At 69.5% G+C, this 16,008-nt stretch carries 17 protein-coding genes and 2 tRNA genes; 6 read left to right on the top strand and 13 right to left on the bottom strand.

Annotated features, from left to right (window positions below):
* Positions 1-1,275, top strand: a complete 1,275-nt coding sequence (locus FB471_RS20130; RefSeq protein ID WP_246076494.1) for a helix-turn-helix transcriptional regulator — start codon at positions 1-3, stop codon at positions 1,273-1,275.
* A 142-nt stretch (positions 1,276-1,417) separates the two neighbouring features.
* On the opposite strand, the gene FB471_RS20125 is transcribed toward FB471_RS20130, so the two are convergent.
* From FB471_RS20125 to FB471_RS20115, 3 genes are read right to left on the bottom strand one after another with little or no spacing between them, the layout of a single operon-like run.
* Positions 1,418-2,776: an AAA family ATPase gene (locus FB471_RS20125; protein WP_170220872.1), complete on the bottom strand. Its 1,359-nt coding sequence runs from the start codon at positions 2,774-2,776 to the stop codon at positions 1,418-1,420.
* Positions 2,773-3,117: a hypothetical protein gene (locus tag FB471_RS20120; RefSeq protein ID WP_141999968.1), complete on the bottom strand. Its 345-nt coding sequence runs from the start codon at positions 3,115-3,117 to the stop codon at positions 2,773-2,775. Before FB471_RS20120 ends, FB471_RS20125 begins: the two co-directional genes overlap by 4 nt.
* A gap of 59 nt (positions 3,118-3,176) precedes the next feature.
* The gene (locus FB471_RS20115) at positions 3,177-3,353 is read right to left on the bottom strand and encodes a DNA-binding protein (protein WP_211358077.1); all 177 of its coding nucleotides are present in this window, start codon (positions 3,351-3,353) and stop codon (positions 3,177-3,179) included.
* 167 nt (positions 3,354-3,520) lie between these two features.
* On the opposite strand from FB471_RS20115, the gene FB471_RS20110 reads away from it, so the two are divergent.
* Together FB471_RS20110 and FB471_RS20105 are read left to right on the top strand one after the other, a co-directional pair.
* Positions 3,521-4,006: a helix-turn-helix transcriptional regulator gene (locus FB471_RS20110; protein ID WP_141999967.1), complete on the top strand. Its 486-nt coding sequence runs from the start codon at positions 3,521-3,523 to the stop codon at positions 4,004-4,006.
* Positions 4,003-5,562, top strand: a complete 1,560-nt coding sequence (locus FB471_RS20105; RefSeq protein ID WP_211358076.1) for a site-specific integrase — start codon at positions 4,003-4,005, stop codon at positions 5,560-5,562. The genes FB471_RS20110 and FB471_RS20105 overlap by 4 nt, the downstream gene beginning before the upstream one ends.
* Positions 5,563-5,597: 35 nt before the next feature.
* Here FB471_RS20105 and FB471_RS20100 read toward each other — a convergent pair.
* From FB471_RS20100 to FB471_RS20070, 7 genes are all read right to left on the bottom strand, one after another.
* Positions 5,598-5,673: transfer RNA gene (locus tag FB471_RS20100), tRNA-Arg, on the bottom strand.
* A 64-nt stretch (positions 5,674-5,737) separates the two neighbouring features.
* A tRNA-Ser gene (locus FB471_RS20095) sits at positions 5,738-5,827 on the bottom strand.
* Positions 5,828-5,921: 94 nt separating this feature from the next.
* Positions 5,922-7,895, bottom strand: a complete 1,974-nt coding sequence (locus FB471_RS20090) for an acetoacetate--CoA ligase (protein ID WP_141999966.1) — start codon at positions 7,893-7,895, stop codon at positions 5,922-5,924.
* Positions 7,896-7,998: 103 nt separating this feature from the next.
* Positions 7,999-8,772 (bottom strand): ESX secretion-associated protein EspG, encoded by a 774-nt coding sequence (locus FB471_RS20085; RefSeq protein ID WP_141999965.1) that lies wholly within the window; start codon positions 8,770-8,772, stop codon positions 7,999-8,001.
* Positions 8,773-8,781: 9 nt separating this feature from the next.
* Entirely contained in the window at positions 8,782-9,951 is a 1,170-nt protein-coding gene (locus tag FB471_RS20080) for a WXG100 family type VII secretion target (RefSeq protein WP_141999964.1), read from the bottom strand.
* Positions 9,951-10,394 (bottom strand): hypothetical protein, encoded by a 444-nt coding sequence (locus tag FB471_RS20075; RefSeq protein ID WP_141999963.1) that lies wholly within the window; start codon positions 10,392-10,394, stop codon positions 9,951-9,953. Before FB471_RS20075 ends, FB471_RS20080 begins: the two co-directional genes overlap by 1 nt.
* 154 nt (positions 10,395-10,548) lie before the next feature.
* Entirely contained in the window at positions 10,549-11,211 is a 663-nt protein-coding gene (locus FB471_RS20070; RefSeq protein ID WP_141999962.1) for a dienelactone hydrolase family protein, read from the bottom strand.
* A gap of 127 nt (positions 11,212-11,338) precedes the next feature.
* On the opposite strand from FB471_RS20070, the gene hisC reads away from it, so the two are divergent.
* Complete coding sequence (gene hisC, locus FB471_RS20065) at positions 11,339-12,403, top strand: histidinol-phosphate transaminase (protein ID WP_141999961.1); 1,065 nt, start codon at positions 11,339-11,341, stop codon at positions 12,401-12,403.
* 3 nt (positions 12,404-12,406) lie between these two features.
* Here hisC and glmS read toward each other — a convergent pair whose 3' ends face one another.
* The 3 genes from glmS to FB471_RS20050 form a co-directional block, all read right to left on the bottom strand.
* A complete protein-coding gene (gene glmS / locus FB471_RS20060) occupies positions 12,407-14,230 on the bottom strand; it encodes a glutamine--fructose-6-phosphate transaminase (isomerizing) (RefSeq protein ID WP_141999960.1) in 1,824 nt (607 codons plus the stop codon).
* Positions 14,231-14,242: 12 nt separating this feature from the next.
* Positions 14,243-14,503, bottom strand: a complete 261-nt coding sequence (locus FB471_RS20055) for a hypothetical protein (protein ID WP_141999959.1) — start codon at positions 14,501-14,503, stop codon at positions 14,243-14,245.
* 62 nt (positions 14,504-14,565) lie between these two features.
* Complete coding sequence (locus tag FB471_RS20050; protein ID WP_141999958.1) at positions 14,566-15,330, bottom strand: sulfite exporter TauE/SafE family protein; 765 nt, start codon at positions 15,328-15,330, stop codon at positions 14,566-14,568.
* Between the two features lie 165 nt (positions 15,331-15,495).
* Here FB471_RS20050 and FB471_RS20045 point away from each other — a divergent pair, with 165 nt between their 5' ends.
* Together FB471_RS20045 and FB471_RS34195 are read left to right on the top strand one after the other, a co-directional pair.
* Complete coding sequence (locus tag FB471_RS20045; protein WP_141999957.1) at positions 15,496-15,639, top strand: helix-turn-helix transcriptional regulator; 144 nt, start codon at positions 15,496-15,498, stop codon at positions 15,637-15,639.
* Positions 15,609-15,923, top strand: a complete 315-nt coding sequence (locus tag FB471_RS34195; RefSeq protein ID WP_170220639.1) for a hypothetical protein — start codon at positions 15,609-15,611, stop codon at positions 15,921-15,923. Before FB471_RS20045 ends, FB471_RS34195 begins: the two co-directional genes overlap by 31 nt.
* Positions 15,924-16,008 lie beyond the last annotated feature (85 nt).

Raw genomic sequence — 16,008 nt, 5'->3', positions numbered from 1 at the left:
ATGCTGGCGGGTAGCCAATGCGCGGCGTGCGGCGCGGAGCTGAGCCGGTTCGCCACTGAGCCGGTATGCCCGACCTGCCACGCCAGCACGCCGCACCGGCCGCAAGCTGGTTCGGCCCCGACGCTGGCTCCCGCCCTCTGGATGTGGTCCTCATCCGAGGCCAGCTCCGCGTTGCGCAGCCGGGACCTGGCTACGATCCTGCGCGCTTACCGGCGGCTCAACCGGCTCAGCCAGGAACAACTTGCCGCAGTGCTCGGCTACGACAAGACCTACGTGTCGATGATCGAGACCCGGCGTCGCACCATCAGCGATGTCGGCACCCGGCGCCACATCGCCCACACTCTCGGCCTTCCGACGCATGTGCTCGGTGTGACCGACAGCGACGATGCCGACTTCGCCGCCATGCTCCAGTTCGGCGACTCCACCATCAGACTGGCCGAGATCGCCCGGCAGTCCGGACGTGCGGTGGACGCGGTGAACGAACTGTGGCCGCTGGTCGCCCGCCTGGAAGCACGCGCGGCCGAGGGCCACACCGAACGGGACACGCTCGTCCTGCTCGGCCACGGCCGGGCCGCACTCGGCGTGTCGCTGGGAACGGTGCTGCCCGAGGAACGGCTGACCGCCGCCGCTCGCTGGACCGGCAAGGCACTGCTGGTCGCCGAACGCCTCGGCGATCCGGCGTTCCTGGCACACGTGCTGCGGATGCACGGCAACGAACTGCGCAAGGCCGAACACCACCGGGCAGCCGTCGCACGACTCGACCGGGCCATCGCGGTCTCGCCCGATCGCGCAGGCCAGGGCGCGGCCTATGCCCTCCTCGCCCGAGCGGCAGGCGAGCAGGGCAATCCCATCCAGTTCGATGAAGCGATCGGTCACTATCGCGACCTGCTCGATAGCAGGCACGGACGCGGTATGTTGTTCAACCCGTTCACGTTCCGCGAGATCCACCTACGTGGCCTGGTCGCCACCGGACGCGCCGCCGACGCCGCGCGCATCATGGCCACCGACCTGGCGGACGCGTCCCCCGTCGCGCCGCAATGGCACATCATCGAACGCGTGACAGCAGGCCAAGTCCTCATCGCCGCAGGCGACCGCGACGCCGCAGAAGACGCCCTGAATGCCGCCCTCGTAACCGCCGAATCGCATCGACTGCCGCACCAAATCCAGCGCACCATCCGGGCAGCCAGCGGCAGCGGCCTGATTGGCGTCGCCGAAGCTGGACAATCCGCTTTGATCCGACTGAACGAACGGCTATCGCCAGCAGTCGAATCCTGACCTCGCGCGCGTGCGCGCGTTTTGGGTATCGACCGGTCGAACCAGGCAGTTGAAGTGGCCTACGGGTTGAATCTTCCGAGGAGGGAGGGACGGGGATGTCCGGCGGGTAGGCGCGGCCGAAAAACGTGCTCCAGTGCGCCGGTCAGGCCGTGTCTTGCCACAGGTGCGGAGCGCAGGTGCGGCAGTACCGGTTGCCGGCGTTGTCGACGCGGGTCGGGGTGTCGCGGCAGCGGTCGCAGGGTTGCTCGCCGGTAACGAGGGTGAGTTGCGGCGCGGCAGGCGAAGGGTGCGACTGGTCGGTGCTGCTCGAAGGGAGCGCCGAAGAGTGCGAAGGGAGCGGGGCGCCGGGTGTCGCTCCCTTCACCTCCTTCGTGCTCCCTTCGTCCTCGGTGCTCGGTTCCAGCGACCAGACCCAGCCGTCGTCCATTCCGGCCTTGCGGCTGTGCACCTTGGGGTAGGTGCCCTTCGGCTTCTTGGCTCGCTTGAGCTGGTCGGGTGAGTAGCCGGCGGCGCGGCCGGCCTTGATCACCTCTTCGGGTTCGACGGCGCCACCTTGGCGGGCGAGGTAGGAATGCAGCCATCCCCGGATGTCCTCTCCGTCGTCACCGTCGCCGGTCCCTGGCTGGTCGATGAAGTCGCGCACGTGCTGGTCGGTCTCGCCGAGCGGGACGAACCGACCCACGTCGGTAGGGCCGTCCGGGGTGTCCACGGTGGCGGCGTCGATGCGGTAGCGCAAGGATGGCAGCCCCTGGGGCGCGATGTTCGTTTTGATGATCGACATGACGCAGGAGCCGTCTTCGGCCTCGGCGTCGCGGGCGAAGCCGATCGCGGAGCGGACGACCTGCCCGAACTCGGCCGAGCCGGAGATCATCTGTAGCGGTTCGGTGCCGCCGGCCTTGCGGAAGTGGGCTACGCCGACCACGGCGATGTTGAGGTCCTGGGCCAGCCGGGTGAGGGGTTCCAGGTACCGGCGGACCACGCCTTGCTTGACGAGATCGGCGCCGGTCATGGTGGACAGCAGCGCGTCGAGCACGACCAGCCGCGCGCCGGTGGCGATCATCTCGGCGCGCAACTCGTCCAGGTCCACCGCGAGCGAGATCATCGCTTCTTGACCTTCAACGGTCTCGGCGTAGAGCCGGTGCACCCGGTCTAGATCAGCCCCGGCGGCGACAAACCGGGGCGCAAGGGTGTAGGACCAGGAATCCTCCGTCCCGAGGTACAGCACCGGGGCAGGCTGGCCGTGCACATCGCCCGGCAGCCGACCACGGGACACCTCGGCCGCCAGCCACACGGCAGCCTGCGACTTGCCGATCCCCGCATGGCCCGCCCACACGGTGACCTCACCGAGCGGGACTCGGTTCTCCCACAGGAAAGTACGGCGCTTCAACGGAATCTCGGACACCCGCTGCGACCGGACGCGGCGCGGCCGGTCCCCTTCGGGTCCATCGTGGACAATGCCGTCGCGGTCCGCCCACTGCTCAGCGGAACCCTGCTCGATCACGCGGCCACCCCCGTTGCTCGCCGGCAGCCGGGGCAGAACACGTCATGTGCGGGCGCCGGATACGGCACCGACACGACGACTCGGCAACCGGAGCCGGCGCACCGGCGCGGCACCACCGGCACCGACCGGCGACGCTTCAACTCCGTGTAGGTGGGCGTGCTAGCCACCGTCCGCCAGTCGGCCGCCGCCGAGATCGCCGAGGAGGTCTGCCGGAAATCTTGCCGGGCGACCCATTCGATCCACTCGGCGAGCAGTTCGGCCACATGCGGCGAGCGGTTCAGCAAGCGCCACGCCTCGGCGTCCAGCCGAAGGTGTTCGTACTCGGCGCGATCGACCACCACGCGCCGAGGCAGCCGAACGGCACGCGCTCGGCGGTCACGGCTTACCGGGGCGGCATCGGTCACGCGGCGTCGCCCTCCCCCTCGACGCCGAGAACCCGCAGCAGATCGGCGGTCACCACCCGGTAGGAGTTGCCCAGCCGCAGCACCCGGCACGGGAACTCGTCCTTCTTGGCCAGCTCGTAGGCCAGCGTGCGCCCCAGCCCGAGCGCGCGCCCGGCGGTCAACAGGTCCACCACCGTGGCAGTCCCAGCAGGTCGTCACGGTTCATCGCGTTTGTCGCCACCCGCACCTCCTTGTCATTCTGGACAGTTCGTGTCGTCCTCCAGAGTGACGCCAGAGATCGAAGCTTGTCAAGCTGTATGTGTCGTGTCATGCTGTGCCTTGACAACAAGGAGGTGGGTCCGTGCGACTCGAAGAGATGATCGGCCGGCGCGTCCGCGACGTGCGCGAGCTGAACGAGATGACCCAGCAGGAGGTCGGCGAGAAACTCGCGCACCTGCTCGGAAAACCCTGGTCCCGACAGGCCGTGTCGGCGGCCGAGCAGGGAAACCGCGCATTCACCGCCGCCGAACTGGTGGCCATCGCGCAGGTTATCGGGACCACCGTAGCCCGACTGTTCAGTCCGCCCCTGGACGCCGACGAAATCGAACTACCCAGCGGGGCGACGGTACCCCGCAGCACCTACGTCGAATCCACTATGCAGCGCGTCTCCTCGGCCAAATCTATCGCGCACATGCGAGATACCATCGAAATCATGGCCAACGCGAATGCCGCTGCCGCAAAGCACAATCACCTGGTTAACAAGGGAATCGCGGGATTGATCGAAGCCATCGAAGCCACGGCAGAGATTAACGAATTCGAGCACAACAACGGAGGTCACGACAAGTGAAAGCCGGAAGCGTCACCCGTAGATGTGGCTGCCGCGACCCCAAAACCGGCAAGCAGTACGGGAAAGCCTGCCCGCAAGCCAGAAAGAAGGGACACGGAACCTGGACTATCCGGCAGGAACTCGCGCCGACCGCCGACGATGACCGGCGACTCTTCCGCCGCACCGGCTACGCATCAGCCGACGACGCCCAGAAGGCGCTCGACCAAGTGCGCGCCCTGCTCGCCATTCCCGAGTCGGACGACGCCGAGGGGCGGGAGCACATCTCGGCCCTGCTCGTGCGCGTGGTAGCGAACAAGGAGCCCATTCCTGACTATGAGGACACGAAGAGGCGACTCCGTACCGGCCAGAGCCTCACCAGCAAAACCACCGTTGGCGAGTGGCTCGACCAGTGGATGGCGGACGAAAACGACGAGCACCGTAAGGCGACCGAGGCCAGCTACGAAAGCCATGTTCGGCTGTACCTGAAACCGCATCTTGGCGAAATCCGCCTGGATCGGCTGCAAGTCGGTCATGTCGTCAAGATGTTCCAGGCCATCGAAGACCAGAACGAGGCTATCCAGGCGAACAACGCCGACCGAAAAGCGCTGGAATTGCAGATCAAGCAAACGCGAAGACGAGCGGGGAAGAAGCGGCTCCGGGACAAGCTCGGCGAGTTGCCGCCCTACCGGCGCCCGGTCGGGCCGTCCAGCCGGCAACGGATCAGGGCCACCCTACGCGCGGCACTGAACGACGCCATCGCTCAGCAGTGGATCACGTTCAACGCGGCGGCCCACGTCAAGATCACAGCCAAGCAGCCCAGGCCGATCGTGTGGACGGCCGAACGGGTCGAGCAGTGGCGACAGACCGGCATCCGGCCGTCGCCGGTCATGGTCTGGACGCCCGAGCAGACCGGCCAGTTCCTTGCCCACGTGGCTGAGGATCGGCTCTACGCGCTCTGGCACCTGCTGACCTTCCGGGGCCTGCGCCGGGGCGAAGCCTGCGGGCTGCGGCCGGAAGACCTCAACCTCGACGCGGGCACGCTCGACGTGGCCAAGCAACTCACCGAGGTGGACTACGAGGTGGCCGAGAGCGACCCGAAGACCGACGCCGGAGAGCGGACTATCGCGCTCGATGCCGGGACGACTGAGATGCTCCGGACGCATCGGGTACGGCAGGCCAGGGAACGGCTGTCCTGGGGGCCGGCCTGGGTGGACTCCGGCCGGGTATTCACCCGTGAGAACGGCGAGCAGCTTCGTCCCTCCTGGGTCACCGACCGGTTCGCCGCGCTCGCGGCCGAAGCCGGCCTGCCGCCGATCCGGCTGCACGACCTTCGGCACGGAGCGGCCACCCTCGCACTTGCCGGTGGGGCGGAGATGAAGACCGTTCAGGACATGCTCGGCCACTCGTCCATCACGATCACCTCGGACGTGTACACGTCGGTGCTGCCCGATGTGGCGCGTGAGGCGGCCGAGGCAGCCGCCCGGCTCATCCCCCGGCAGGTCACCGGAACCGATGGGCACACTTCGGGCACACATCACCTGACCGAGCCCGATCAGCAATCATCCACAATGGCCTAGAAACCAAGAAACCCCTGCTCACAGGGGGTCTGCGTTGGCGCGCCCGAAGGGATTCGAACCCCTAACCTTCTGATCCGTAGTCAGATGCTCTATCCGTTGAGCTACGGGCGCCTGTTCAGTTGTGAAGGCTAGCAGTGCTAGCAATCCGGTTCTCGGGGTGGGACCGAGAACCCGGCGGAGGCTCCGGGATTTGAACCCGGGAGGGGGGGTTACCCCCAACCGCATTAGCAGTGCGGCGCCATAGACCAGACTAGGCGAAGCCTCCAGGTCAACGACCACTGCCGGGATAGAGTACACATCCGGATCAGGCTCCGGCAAAGCACCCCCTCCCGGGGCACGGTCGGTGACCGTCGTCACGCTCAGTTCCTACCCGCGAGCTCCACGAACGGGGCAAGCGAGTCGGGGTTGGCCAGCGCGTCCTTGCTCACCGCGCGCTCGGGGGCGACCCCGGAGAGGATCTTCTTCACCGGGACCTCGCACTTCTTGCCGTTCAGCGTGCGCGGCACCTCGTCGACGACCACGAACCGGTCCGGGACGTGCCGGGGGGACAGCGCCGAGCGCAGCTCCTTGCGCAGCGCAGGCTCGATCTCCTCCAGCTCGGCGCCCGGCGCGAGCACCAGGAAGCACAGCAGCTCACCCTCCCCGCCGGCCGAGGTGTCGATCACCAGGGAGTCGGTGACCTGCTCGATGCCCTCGACCACGCGGTAGAACTCGGCCGTGCCCATCCGCACGCCGCCGCGGTTCAACGTCGAGTCGCTGCGCCCGTAGATCACCGCCGAACCCCGGTTGGTGATCCGGATCCAGTCGCCGTGCCGCCAGTTGCCCGGGTAGTCCTCGAAGTACGCGGCACGCAGCCGGGAGCCGTCGGGATCGTTCCAGAAGAACACCGGCATCGACGGCATCGGCGCGGTGATCATCAGTTCGCCGACCTCCTCGACCAGCGAGTTGCCCTGCTCGTCGAACGCCGCCACGGCGGCGCCCAGCGAGCGGCAGGACAGCTCGCCCAGCCAGACCGGGACGTCCGGCGCGGAGCCGACGAACGCGGTACACAAATCCGTACCGCCGGAAACCGAGCAGATCTGCACGTCCCTGCCGATCTCGTCGGCGATCCACCGGAATCCTTCCTGGCTCAGCGGCGCACCGGTGGACCCGATGGCGCGTAGCGCGGAAAGATCGTATCGCTGCGCCGGCTTCAGACGCGCCTTCAGGCAGCTTTGCACGAACGGCGCGGAGGTGCCGAAGTAGGTGACCCGGTGCTGTTCGGCAAGCTGCCACAGCACGTTCAGATCCGGGTGACCCGGGCTGCCGTCGAACAACACGATCGTGCTGCCCACCAGCAGGCCCGAGATGAGGAAGTTCCACATCATCCAGCCGGTGGTGGTGAACCAGAAGAGTCGCTCCCCCGGCCCGAGATCGCTCTGCAGCGCCAACGCCTTCAGGTGCTCGACCACGATCCCGCCGTGGCCGTGCACGATGCCCTTCGGCAGCCCGGTGGTTCCCGAGGAGTACAGCACCCACAGCGGGTGGTCGAACTCCACCGGGTCGAACTCCGGCGGCGCCCCGTCGTGCTCGGCCAGCAACGCGTCCCAGTCCCGGACGTCCGGCATCGAGCCGCCGCCCAGGTAGTCGACCAGCACGGTGGCCGCCAGCGACGGCAGCTGCCCGCGCAGTTCCTCCACTGTGGACCTGGTGTCGAACTTCCGTCCGTTGTAGGCGTAGCCGTTGACGGCGAGCAGCACCTTCGGCTCGATCTGGGTGAACCGGTCGGCGGTCGCGCGCACGCCGAAGTCCGGCGAGCAGGACGACCAGACCGCGCCGAGGCTCGCGGCGGCGAGAAAGGCGATCAACGTCTGCGGGCAGTTCGGGGCCAGCGCGACGACGCGGTCACCCTTGCCGACGCCGAGCGCGCGCAGCCCCGCCCTGGCCGCGCCTACCCGGGAGCGGAGGTCGCCGTAGGTCAGCCGCTCGGCGAGGCCGTCCTCGCGATGGAAGATCACCGCGAGCTCGTGGTCCTCCTTGGCCGCCCCGGCCACCCCACCGGCGAGCGCGTGCTCGGCGTAGTTCAGCGTGCCGCCACTGAACCAACGCGCACCGGGCAACTCGTTCCCGGACAGCACCTCGGCCGGCCGATCGTGCCAGCGCACCCCGAGAAAATCGGACACGGCGTCCCAGAACTCGGCGGGTGAACCGGTGGAGAACTCCCACAGCTCCTGGTAGTCGGTGACGACCACTCCCCGCTCGGCGCGTAACCAGGAACGGAATGCCTCGATCTTGGTGTGTTCGACCCGGTTCAGGTCCGGCCGCCAGAGCACCTCGGGAGCGTCGTTGGTCATGCGGACCGAGCGTAGCGGGATGCTCCGAGCAACCAAAGGCCCAGTCGGCCCACGGCGCGAGCCGCACGCCGATCGGCAGATCGGCAGATCGTACGGCCCCCGGTCAGCCCGCCAGGTCGGCGACCAGTTCCTCGGCCATAGCGTGCAGTCGCGGCAGGTCCACCGGGGTGACCGTGACCCAGTCCCCGTTGCGCCGCAAGGCAAACCGGCCTTCCTCGGTGTCCACCCAGCCGACCGGGCTCGGCGCCCGCACCCAGCGCCCTGCCCCGGTGCGCACGCTGCCGCCGAGCTGCCCGCCACCCGCTCGCCTGGCCACCGCGCGCACCAGGGTGTTCACCTCGGGCGGTCGCACCCCGGCGTCCCGCAACACACCGATGAACCCGTCCGTGCCGCCCCGCTCGCCCTCCGCGCAGGCGCGCGTGTAGTCGCCGACGCGCACGTTGGCAGGGCTGCCGACCCCCGCGTCCAGCGGGGTGAGCACCTCCAGCATGGTGGGCACCAGGTTCGCCGGCCGCACCGGCCCGATGCGCAGCTCGGCCCCGGCGAACCCCGCGGTCACCGCACCCCGCCTGCCGCTCGCCGCGACCGCGCGGAAGGCGAAGTCGGCGCGCTCGACCTCGAGGTCGACCCGCAACTCGGACTCGCCGAGCTGGCGTAGCAGGCCGGCAAGGTCCCGGGCCGGTTCGGTCACCGTGCCGAGGTCCCGCTCGGCAAGCGTCCCGCTCGCGCCCTCGATCAGCCGTGCCCGTGCGGCCGCGGTCCGGCCGATCTGCCGTATCCCGAGCGTCGGCGGCGGGTCGCCGAGGCCGAGCTCGGACCAGAGCAGGAAGAACTCGCCGGGGTAGAGCTGAATCCAACCGGAGTCCGGGTCACGCACGGGAACTCCCTACTCTCGCTGCTTCGGGCTGTCCTCGCCGATGACCGGGGGCACCACGGGGGTCTCCGCACTCCAGAAGTCGCTGTCCTCCTCCAGGTAGGCCGGCCGCTGGTGCTCGCTGTCGCCGCCACCACCGGGCCGGGCACCCGCGGCCCCCATCGGCATGCCCATCGGCCCCATGGCACCACGCTGGCCCGTGCTCGCCGCGCCGGCCCCGCCCGCGCCGCCGGCGGCTCCACCGGCCCCGGGTGCCCCGGCGGCGGCCCGCGGACCAGCGCCGTACTGCTCGGCCGCGGGTGGCGCGTTCGGCGGCAACGACGTACCCGGTGCGGGTGACCCGCCGGGCGCGGGGCCGCCCACGCCGGTGGGCGGGGCCGAGCCGCCACCCACGTTGCTGGCGTCGGTTCCGTCGTCCGGCTCCGGTTGCTCCGGGTCCGGCCGCGGCGGTTCCTTCGGTGGGTCATCCGGATCGCCGAAGATCCCCGGCCCGCGCCGCGGCGGGGTGAACTCCGGTACCTCCTGGTAGACCTTGCTGGAGTCGCGCTGCAGCCGCTCCATCACCTCGGCCGCCTGCCGGTGGCGGTCGAGGAACAGCTGCCGCTGCTCGCCCGAGTCGGCAACCAGGCTGGTGGCACCGCCGAAACCGCCCGAGGCGAACGGGCCGGCCGACATCGGGGTGGTGCCGTCGTTCGCGGGCGCTCGCTCCAGTGGCTGTTCCGGTTGCCCCGGCATCGCCCTGATCGGCGCGGGCATGGCGTCCCTCGCGACCTTTACATGTCCCGCCTGGTCATTGACCAGCGTGTACAGCGACCCGCATTGGTTCGAGGTGTCCTGCGTCCAGTGCAGGAGATCCACGAACACGGCACGGGCCTGGTCGGCGGCTTCGCCGGTCCAGGCCGCGTGGAAGGACTCCACGATCGCACGCAACCCCGCGACGGTCGAGATGAGACCGCCCCGGAGATCCGCCCACTTCTCCGCGACTTCCTCGGCTCCGGCGAGGTTCACGTTGTCGTGCACCATCCGGTAGAGTTCCTCGTGCGAGTAGCCCATCCAGTCGATCGGCAGGTCCAGGTCACCGGCGTCCGGTTCGGGTTCCTCCGGGACGCCCCGGTCCGGTGGCGGGAACGGCAGGCACCGGTCGGCGGGCGGGCGGTCCACCGGGTATCCGTGCACCTCCATCAGTAACCCCCTTCCGGTGACGCCTTCCGCTCGGCCTCCAGCAGAGCGTCCGCGTTGTCCTCGTCCTGCGTTCGGTACGTCTCGACCGCCTTGTGCACCGTGTTCTCGAGCTCCAGCAGCACCTCGCTGAACTGCTGGAGCACCGGCAGCGCCGCGGTGTCCGGGCCTGCCGCCGCCTGCTGCAGCCGCTCGCCCAGCACCCGGCCGACGAAGCTGTCGCCGAAATGCAACGACGCGTCCAGCCCGGCGTGCGCCTTCGCGATCAGGCCGTGCACCTCGGCCTGGACCTCGTTCAGTTCGCGCAGCAGCCGGCTGGCCACGTCCTCGTCCAGGGTGAGGCGGCCCGCCTGGGCCTCCGTTCGTACCGCCTTTGCCTGCTGCGCGACCGGGGCGAGCCCGCCACCCAACGGCGCGCTGAACTGGGGTTGGTTCGGTTCGGCCACGATGTCATCCCATCCGGCTGGACTCTGCGGGTACCGGAAACCGTACCGGCGCGGGCGCCTCGAGGTGGGCCAAACGCCGTTATCGGTCTCCGCGGAACACTGTGTCCTGTTCACACTGGGACGAAGCAGTGGCCCGAACGGTTTCAACCAAGGCTCAGCGGAGGTGGGCGTCGAACCAGGCGAGGGTGCGTTCCCATGCCTCGGCCGCGGCCTCCGGGTCGGCGTCGAACCGGTGATTGGCCCCGGGGTAGCGGACCACGTTGGTGGCCACCGACGCGGCCGAAGCCGCCTCGCGCAGGAGCTCCACCTCGGCCACGTCGACCTCCTCGCCGGTGTCCCCGTAGATGCCGAGCCACGGGGACACCAGCGTGCCCGCCACGTCCACCAGCGGTGGGATATCGCTGGAGACCGGCTTGCTGATACCGGGGCCGCCGACGCTCACCGCCGCACCCAGCTCCCTGCGGGTCGCCACCACCAGCGCCGCGGTGCCACCGATGTCGAAGCCGACCACCCCCAGCAGGTCCGCGCTGATCCCGCGATCCATCAGCCAGGCCAGGGTGGCGTCGGTGGCCGCGAGCACGCCGTCGCAGGTGAGGGCATCCACATCCGCCGGGCCGGCCTCGTAGAGATGCGGCGCCACCGCGAGCCATCCCTCACCGGCCAGGCTGGATGTCAGCAGGCGCACGCCGTCGGTGACCCCTTCGGCCTCGTGCAGAACGACCAGGCCGCCTCGCACCACCCCCTCGGGTTCGGCATAGGTGAGGCGTACCGCCCGGCCGTCGTCCCGCTGGTAGCTGTCGGTGTGCGTCTGCGTCATATGCCCACTCAACCACCTCGGTGTGAACCCAAGTCAACATGACGAGCACGACCTGAGGCGAGATAACGTTGTCCACGCACGCCACGACATGGCGAGTTGCCCAGCGAAACAGCGAGGAGCCCCGAGCATGCCGCCGACCGTCCCCACCCGCGCCGACCTGGAGTCTCTTCCGAAGTACGTACCCGGGCGCACGGTGACCGGAGCGATCAAGCTGGCGAGCAACGAGGCTCCGGGTGGTCCGCTGCCGAGCGTCGCCGAGGCGATCGCGCGGGCCACGACGGAGGTGAACCGCTACCCGGACATGGGAGCGTGGGCACTGGTGGACCGGCTGGCGAACGAGCTGGAGGTACCCGCCGACATGGTCGCCGTCGGGTGCGGCTCGGTCTCGCTGTGCCAGCAACTGGTGCAGGCCCTGTGCACCCAAGGCGAGCAGGCCCTGTTCGCCTGGCGTTCCTTCGAGGCGTACCCGATCGTCACCCAGGTGGCCGGGGCGGACCAGGTGACCGTCCCGCTGGACGCCACCCACACGCACGACCTGGACGCGATGCTCGCGGCGATCACGCCGAAGACCCGGCTGGTGTTCGTCTGCAACCCGAACAACCCGACCGGCACCGCGGTGCGCCGTGCGGCACTGGAACGGTTCCTCGACCAGGTGCCGGCCGATGTGCTGGTGGTGCTGGACGAGGCCTACCGCGAGTACGTCACCGACCCCGACGTGCCGGACGGCCTCCAGTTCGCCCGCGAGCGGGACAACGTTGCCGTGCTGCGCACCTTCTCCAAGGCCTACGGGCTGGCCGGGCTGCGGGTCGGCTACGGCGTCGCCCCCGCACACGTCACCACGGCGCTGCGCAAGGTGTACGTGCCGTTCAGCGTGAACGCGCTCGCCCAGGCCGCGGCCATCGCCTCGCTGGACGCCAGGGACGAGCTGCTGGCCAGGTGCACCGAGATCGCGGCCGAGCGGGACCGGGTGCGCGGGGAGCTGCTGGCCACGGGCTACGTCGTGCCGGAGAGCCAGGCCAACTTCGTCTGGCTGCCGCTAAGCGAGCGCACCGAGGAGTTCGCGGAGCACGCGCTGGACAGCAAGGTCGTGGTGCGGCCGTTCGCGGGCGATGGCGTGCGGGTCACCATCGGCACCCCGGAGGAGAACGAGGTCTTCCTGGAAGCGGCCCGCACCTTCCAGCGCAGCTCCTGAGGCTCACTCCACGGTGACGCTCTTGGCCAGGTTGCGCGGCTTGTCGATGTCCCGGCCGAGATGCGTGGCCAGGTGGTAGGCGAACAACTGCAGCGGGATCGCGAACAGGATCGGGTCGAGTTCGGGTTCGGTACGCGGCACCCGGAGCACCACGTCGGCGAGGCCGCCGGGCAGTTCGGCGTTGCTCACCGCCAGCACCGGGCCGCCGCGCGCCTTGATCTGCTCGATGGTGCCGATGTTCTTGGTGAGCAGGTCGTCGTCGGGCACCAGCACCACCGAGGGCATCCGCTCGTCGATCAGCGCCAGCGGGCCGTGCTTGAGCTCGGCGGCCTGGTAGGCCTCGGCGTGCACGTAGGAGATCTCCTTGAGCTTCTGCGCGCCCTCCCTCGCCACCGGCCAGCCGCGCACCCTGCCGATGAAGAACATGTGCCGCGCCGCGCCGAACCGGCGAGCCGCCTCGGCGATCTCCTCCTCGGCCGCGAGGACCTCGGCGATCCGCGCCGGCAGGTCGGCCAGTGCGGTGACGATCCGGCGGCCGTTGGCGACCGAGAGGTCCCGCATCCGGCCCAGTAGCAGGGCGAGCATCGCGAAACACACGCTCATATTGGTGACGGCCTTGGTCGAGGCCACCGACACCTCGGGCCCGGCGTGCAGGAAGACCCCGCTGCCGCATTCCCTGGCGATCGCGCTGCCCACGACGTTGACCACCCCGATCACCCGGCCGCCCTTGCGGCCGAGCTCCTGCACCGCGGCCAGGGTGTCCGCGGTCTCCCCTGACTGGCTGACCGCGACGTACAGCGTGTCCGGGTCGACGACCGGGTTGCGGTAGCGAAACTCCGAGGCCGGCTCGGCGTCCGCGGGCAGCCTGGCCAGTTCCTCGACCAGGTTCGCGCCGAGCTGGCCCGCGTAGTACGCGGAGCCGCAGCCGAGGAACTTCACCCGCCGCACCGAGCGCAACGCGTGCGCGTCCAGCCCGATACCACCGAGACGTGCGGTGGCGAACCGCTCCTCCAGCCTGCCGAGCAGGGCGCGGTGCACGGCCTCCGGCTGCTCGTGCATCTCCTTGCGCATGAAGTCGGTGAACTCGCCGAGCTGGTAGTCGTCCTCCGCGACGTCCACAATGGTCGGTTCCTTGGCCGTGCGGTGCGCCTGCAGGGTGCTGGTGCGGTAATCATCGGTGGTGATCGTGGCCAGCTCACCGTCGTCCAGGTACACCACCCGCTGGGTGTAGCGCACCAGCGCCGCCACGTCGGAGGCGACGAACATCTCCGCGTCACCGATGCCGAGCACGATCGGGCTGCCGTTGCGGGCTACCACCAGTTCCCCCGGGTTGCGCACGTCCAGCACCACGAGCCCGTAGGCACCCTCCACCCCGCGCAGCGCCGCGCGCACCGCGTCCTCGAGGCCGGCGCTGGTCGGCAGGGCCGCGGCGACCAGGTGCGCCAGCGCCTCGGTGTCGGTGTCCGAGGCGAACTCCACGCCGTCCGCGACCAACTTGGCTCGCAACTGCTCGGCGTTCTCGATGATCCCGTTGTGCACCACCGCGATCCGGCCGCCGGCGTCCAGGTGCGGGTGGGCGTTGGCGTCGGTCGGCTCACCGTGCGTCGCCCACCGGGTGTGCGCGATGCCCACTCGGGCACCGGTGCCCTTGCCGACCAGCTCGCGCAGCTCACCGACCCGCACGGCGGCCTTGGTCACCCGTGCCTTTCCCCGGTGGGCCACCGCGATGCCCGCGGAGTCGTATCCCCGGTACTCCAGCCGGTGCAGCCCCTCCAGCAGGATCGGTTCCGCCTCCCGACCGCCGAGATATCCGACGATTCCACACATGTGTCCAGCCCTTCACCCGTAAACAATGCGCCGTAGCTGCCGTTCGGTCAGCTCACCCGCGGCCACCGGGCGGGCGGCCAGCTCGGCCAGCAGCAGCGGCCAGATCTCCGCGTTCCTGTGTCCACGCCGGTGCAGCGCCGCGTGCCTGCGCCGGACGAACTGCTCGGTGGTCTCGCCGAAGTAGGCGATCACATCCGCCACCACGCGGGCGGCGGTGGGCAGCGGTAGCCCGGTCGATCCGGCGATATGGCGAACCAGCTCGGCGTGGTCCATTCGCCCGACCCTGGCAGGGCAGCGCATTCGGGGCAAATTTCCTGCCCGATTCCGGGCAGGATCTACAGTTGGCGCAGGACCAGTTGGACCACGGCCGCGAGGCCGATCACCACGATGACGATGCGCAACACGGTCGGTGAGAGTCGCCTGCCGATCTTCGCGCCGAGCAGGCCCCCGACCACCGAACCGGCGGCCAGCAGGCCGACGACCGGCCAGCTGATCGGGGCGACGAAGGCGTACACCGCACCGGCCACCACGTTGACCACCGCGGCCAGCACGTTCTTGATGCCGTTCAACCGCTGGATCGGCTCGGACAGCAGCATGCCCATGAACGCCATCAGCATCACGCCCTGGGCCGCGGTGAAGTACCCGCCGTAGATGCCGACCAGGAAGATCAGGAACACCAGCAACGGACCGGCACGATGCCGCGGCTTCCCGCCGTTGCGAGTGGCGATCCAGGCCGCGACCCGCGGCTGCACGATCACCAGCACGACGGCCAGCCCGACCAGCACCGGCACCACGGTCTCGAAGGCGTCGCTCGGCAGGGACAGCAGCAGGACCGTGCCACCGATCGCGCCGAAGAACGAGGCCACCGCGAACCCCAGCAGCCGCCGCCACTGCCCGGTCAGTTCCTTGCGGTAGCCCACCGCGCCGCTGATCGTGCCGGGCGCGAGCCCGATGGCGTTCGAGGTGGTCGCGGTGACCGGCGGGTAACCGAGGGCGACCAGCACCGGGAAGGTCACCAGGGTGCCGGAGCCGACAACGGTGTTGATGGTGCCCGCCCACACACCGGCCAGCGCGATCAGCACGGCGTGCCACCAGGTCATGACGCAATCACTTGATGGACCCTAAGCAACCCGTCCGATGATCGCTAAGCGGTTGTGGCTCTCCCGACAAACCGGCACGGAGAGTGAACATACTGTTATCCGCCGCTTCTGGCACCGGTATGCTCGTTCCTACGCCAAACCGACCGCAGCGTGAAGTGGGAGGCCATGAGCGAAGGTTTCGGTCAGGCGCTCCGCCGGTTGAGGCAGGCAGCCGGACTGTCCCAGCCCGAACTTGCCCGACGGGTGCCGATCTCGCAGTCCAGCCTTTCCCGCTACGAGTGGCGAACACGCGGCGGCTGGAAGACGTGATCGGCGCGGCCTCGGCACTCGAACCTGTGGGCGCCCATTTGCGGTTCGTCCGCTCCCTGGCCACCGAAGCGCGGGGGCCGATACGGCGAGACGTGGTCGGGCTCGCCGGGCAGTGGGCACAGTACGCGGGGTGGCTGCACACCGCTATGGCCGAATGGGACAAGGCCGCGAGCTGGTTCAACCGATCGCTGGAATGGGCGTCCGAGGCCGAGGACGCCGACCGATGGGTATGTCCCGCATACTCACGCCGTTTCGCTCGGGCCAGGACAGCGGGACGGGCATGACCAGCGCACTCATCCGCCAGGACGCCTACGACGTCACCACTGTCGAGTCTCCTCCCGCGCCCACGGCTCCGCTGGGGACAGCCGG

The organism is Amycolatopsis cihanbeyliensis, assembly GCF_006715045.1.
Lineage (GTDB): Bacteria > Actinomycetota > Actinomycetes > Mycobacteriales > Pseudonocardiaceae > Amycolatopsis > Amycolatopsis cihanbeyliensis.
This window is presented reverse-complemented; position numbering and strand designations above follow the sequence as displayed.

Bases quoted from the DNA above. Each gene is read 5' to 3' on its own strand.
- glmS (WP_141999960.1), bottom strand. From the start codon at position 14,230: ATGTGTGGAATCGTCGGATATCTCGGCGGTCGGGAGGCGGAACCGATC.
- FB471_RS20080 (WP_141999964.1), bottom strand. From the start codon at position 9,951: ATGGAGGTGCACGGATACCCGGTGGACCGCCCGCCCGCCGACCGGTGC.
- FB471_RS20050 (WP_141999958.1), bottom strand. From the start codon at position 15,330: ATGACCTGGTGGCACGCCGTGCTGATCGCGCTGGCCGGTGTGTGGGCG.
- FB471_RS20090 (WP_141999966.1), bottom strand. From the start codon at position 7,895: ATGACCAACGACGCTCCCGAGGTGCTCTGGCGGCCGGACCTGAACCGG.
- FB471_RS20070 (WP_141999962.1), bottom strand. From the start codon at position 11,211: ATGACGCAGACGCACACCGACAGCTACCAGCGGGACGACGGCCGGGCG.
- FB471_RS20130 (WP_246076494.1), top strand. From the start codon at position 1: ATGCTGGCGGGTAGCCAATGCGCGGCGTGCGGCGCGGAGCTGAGCCGG.
- hisC (WP_141999961.1), top strand. From the start codon at position 11,339: ATGCCGCCGACCGTCCCCACCCGCGCCGACCTGGAGTCTCTTCCGAAG.
- FB471_RS20055 (WP_141999959.1), bottom strand. From the start codon at position 14,503: ATGGACCACGCCGAGCTGGTTCGCCATATCGCCGGATCGACCGGGCTA.
- FB471_RS20045 (WP_141999957.1), top strand. From the start codon at position 15,496: ATGAGCGAAGGTTTCGGTCAGGCGCTCCGCCGGTTGAGGCAGGCAGCC.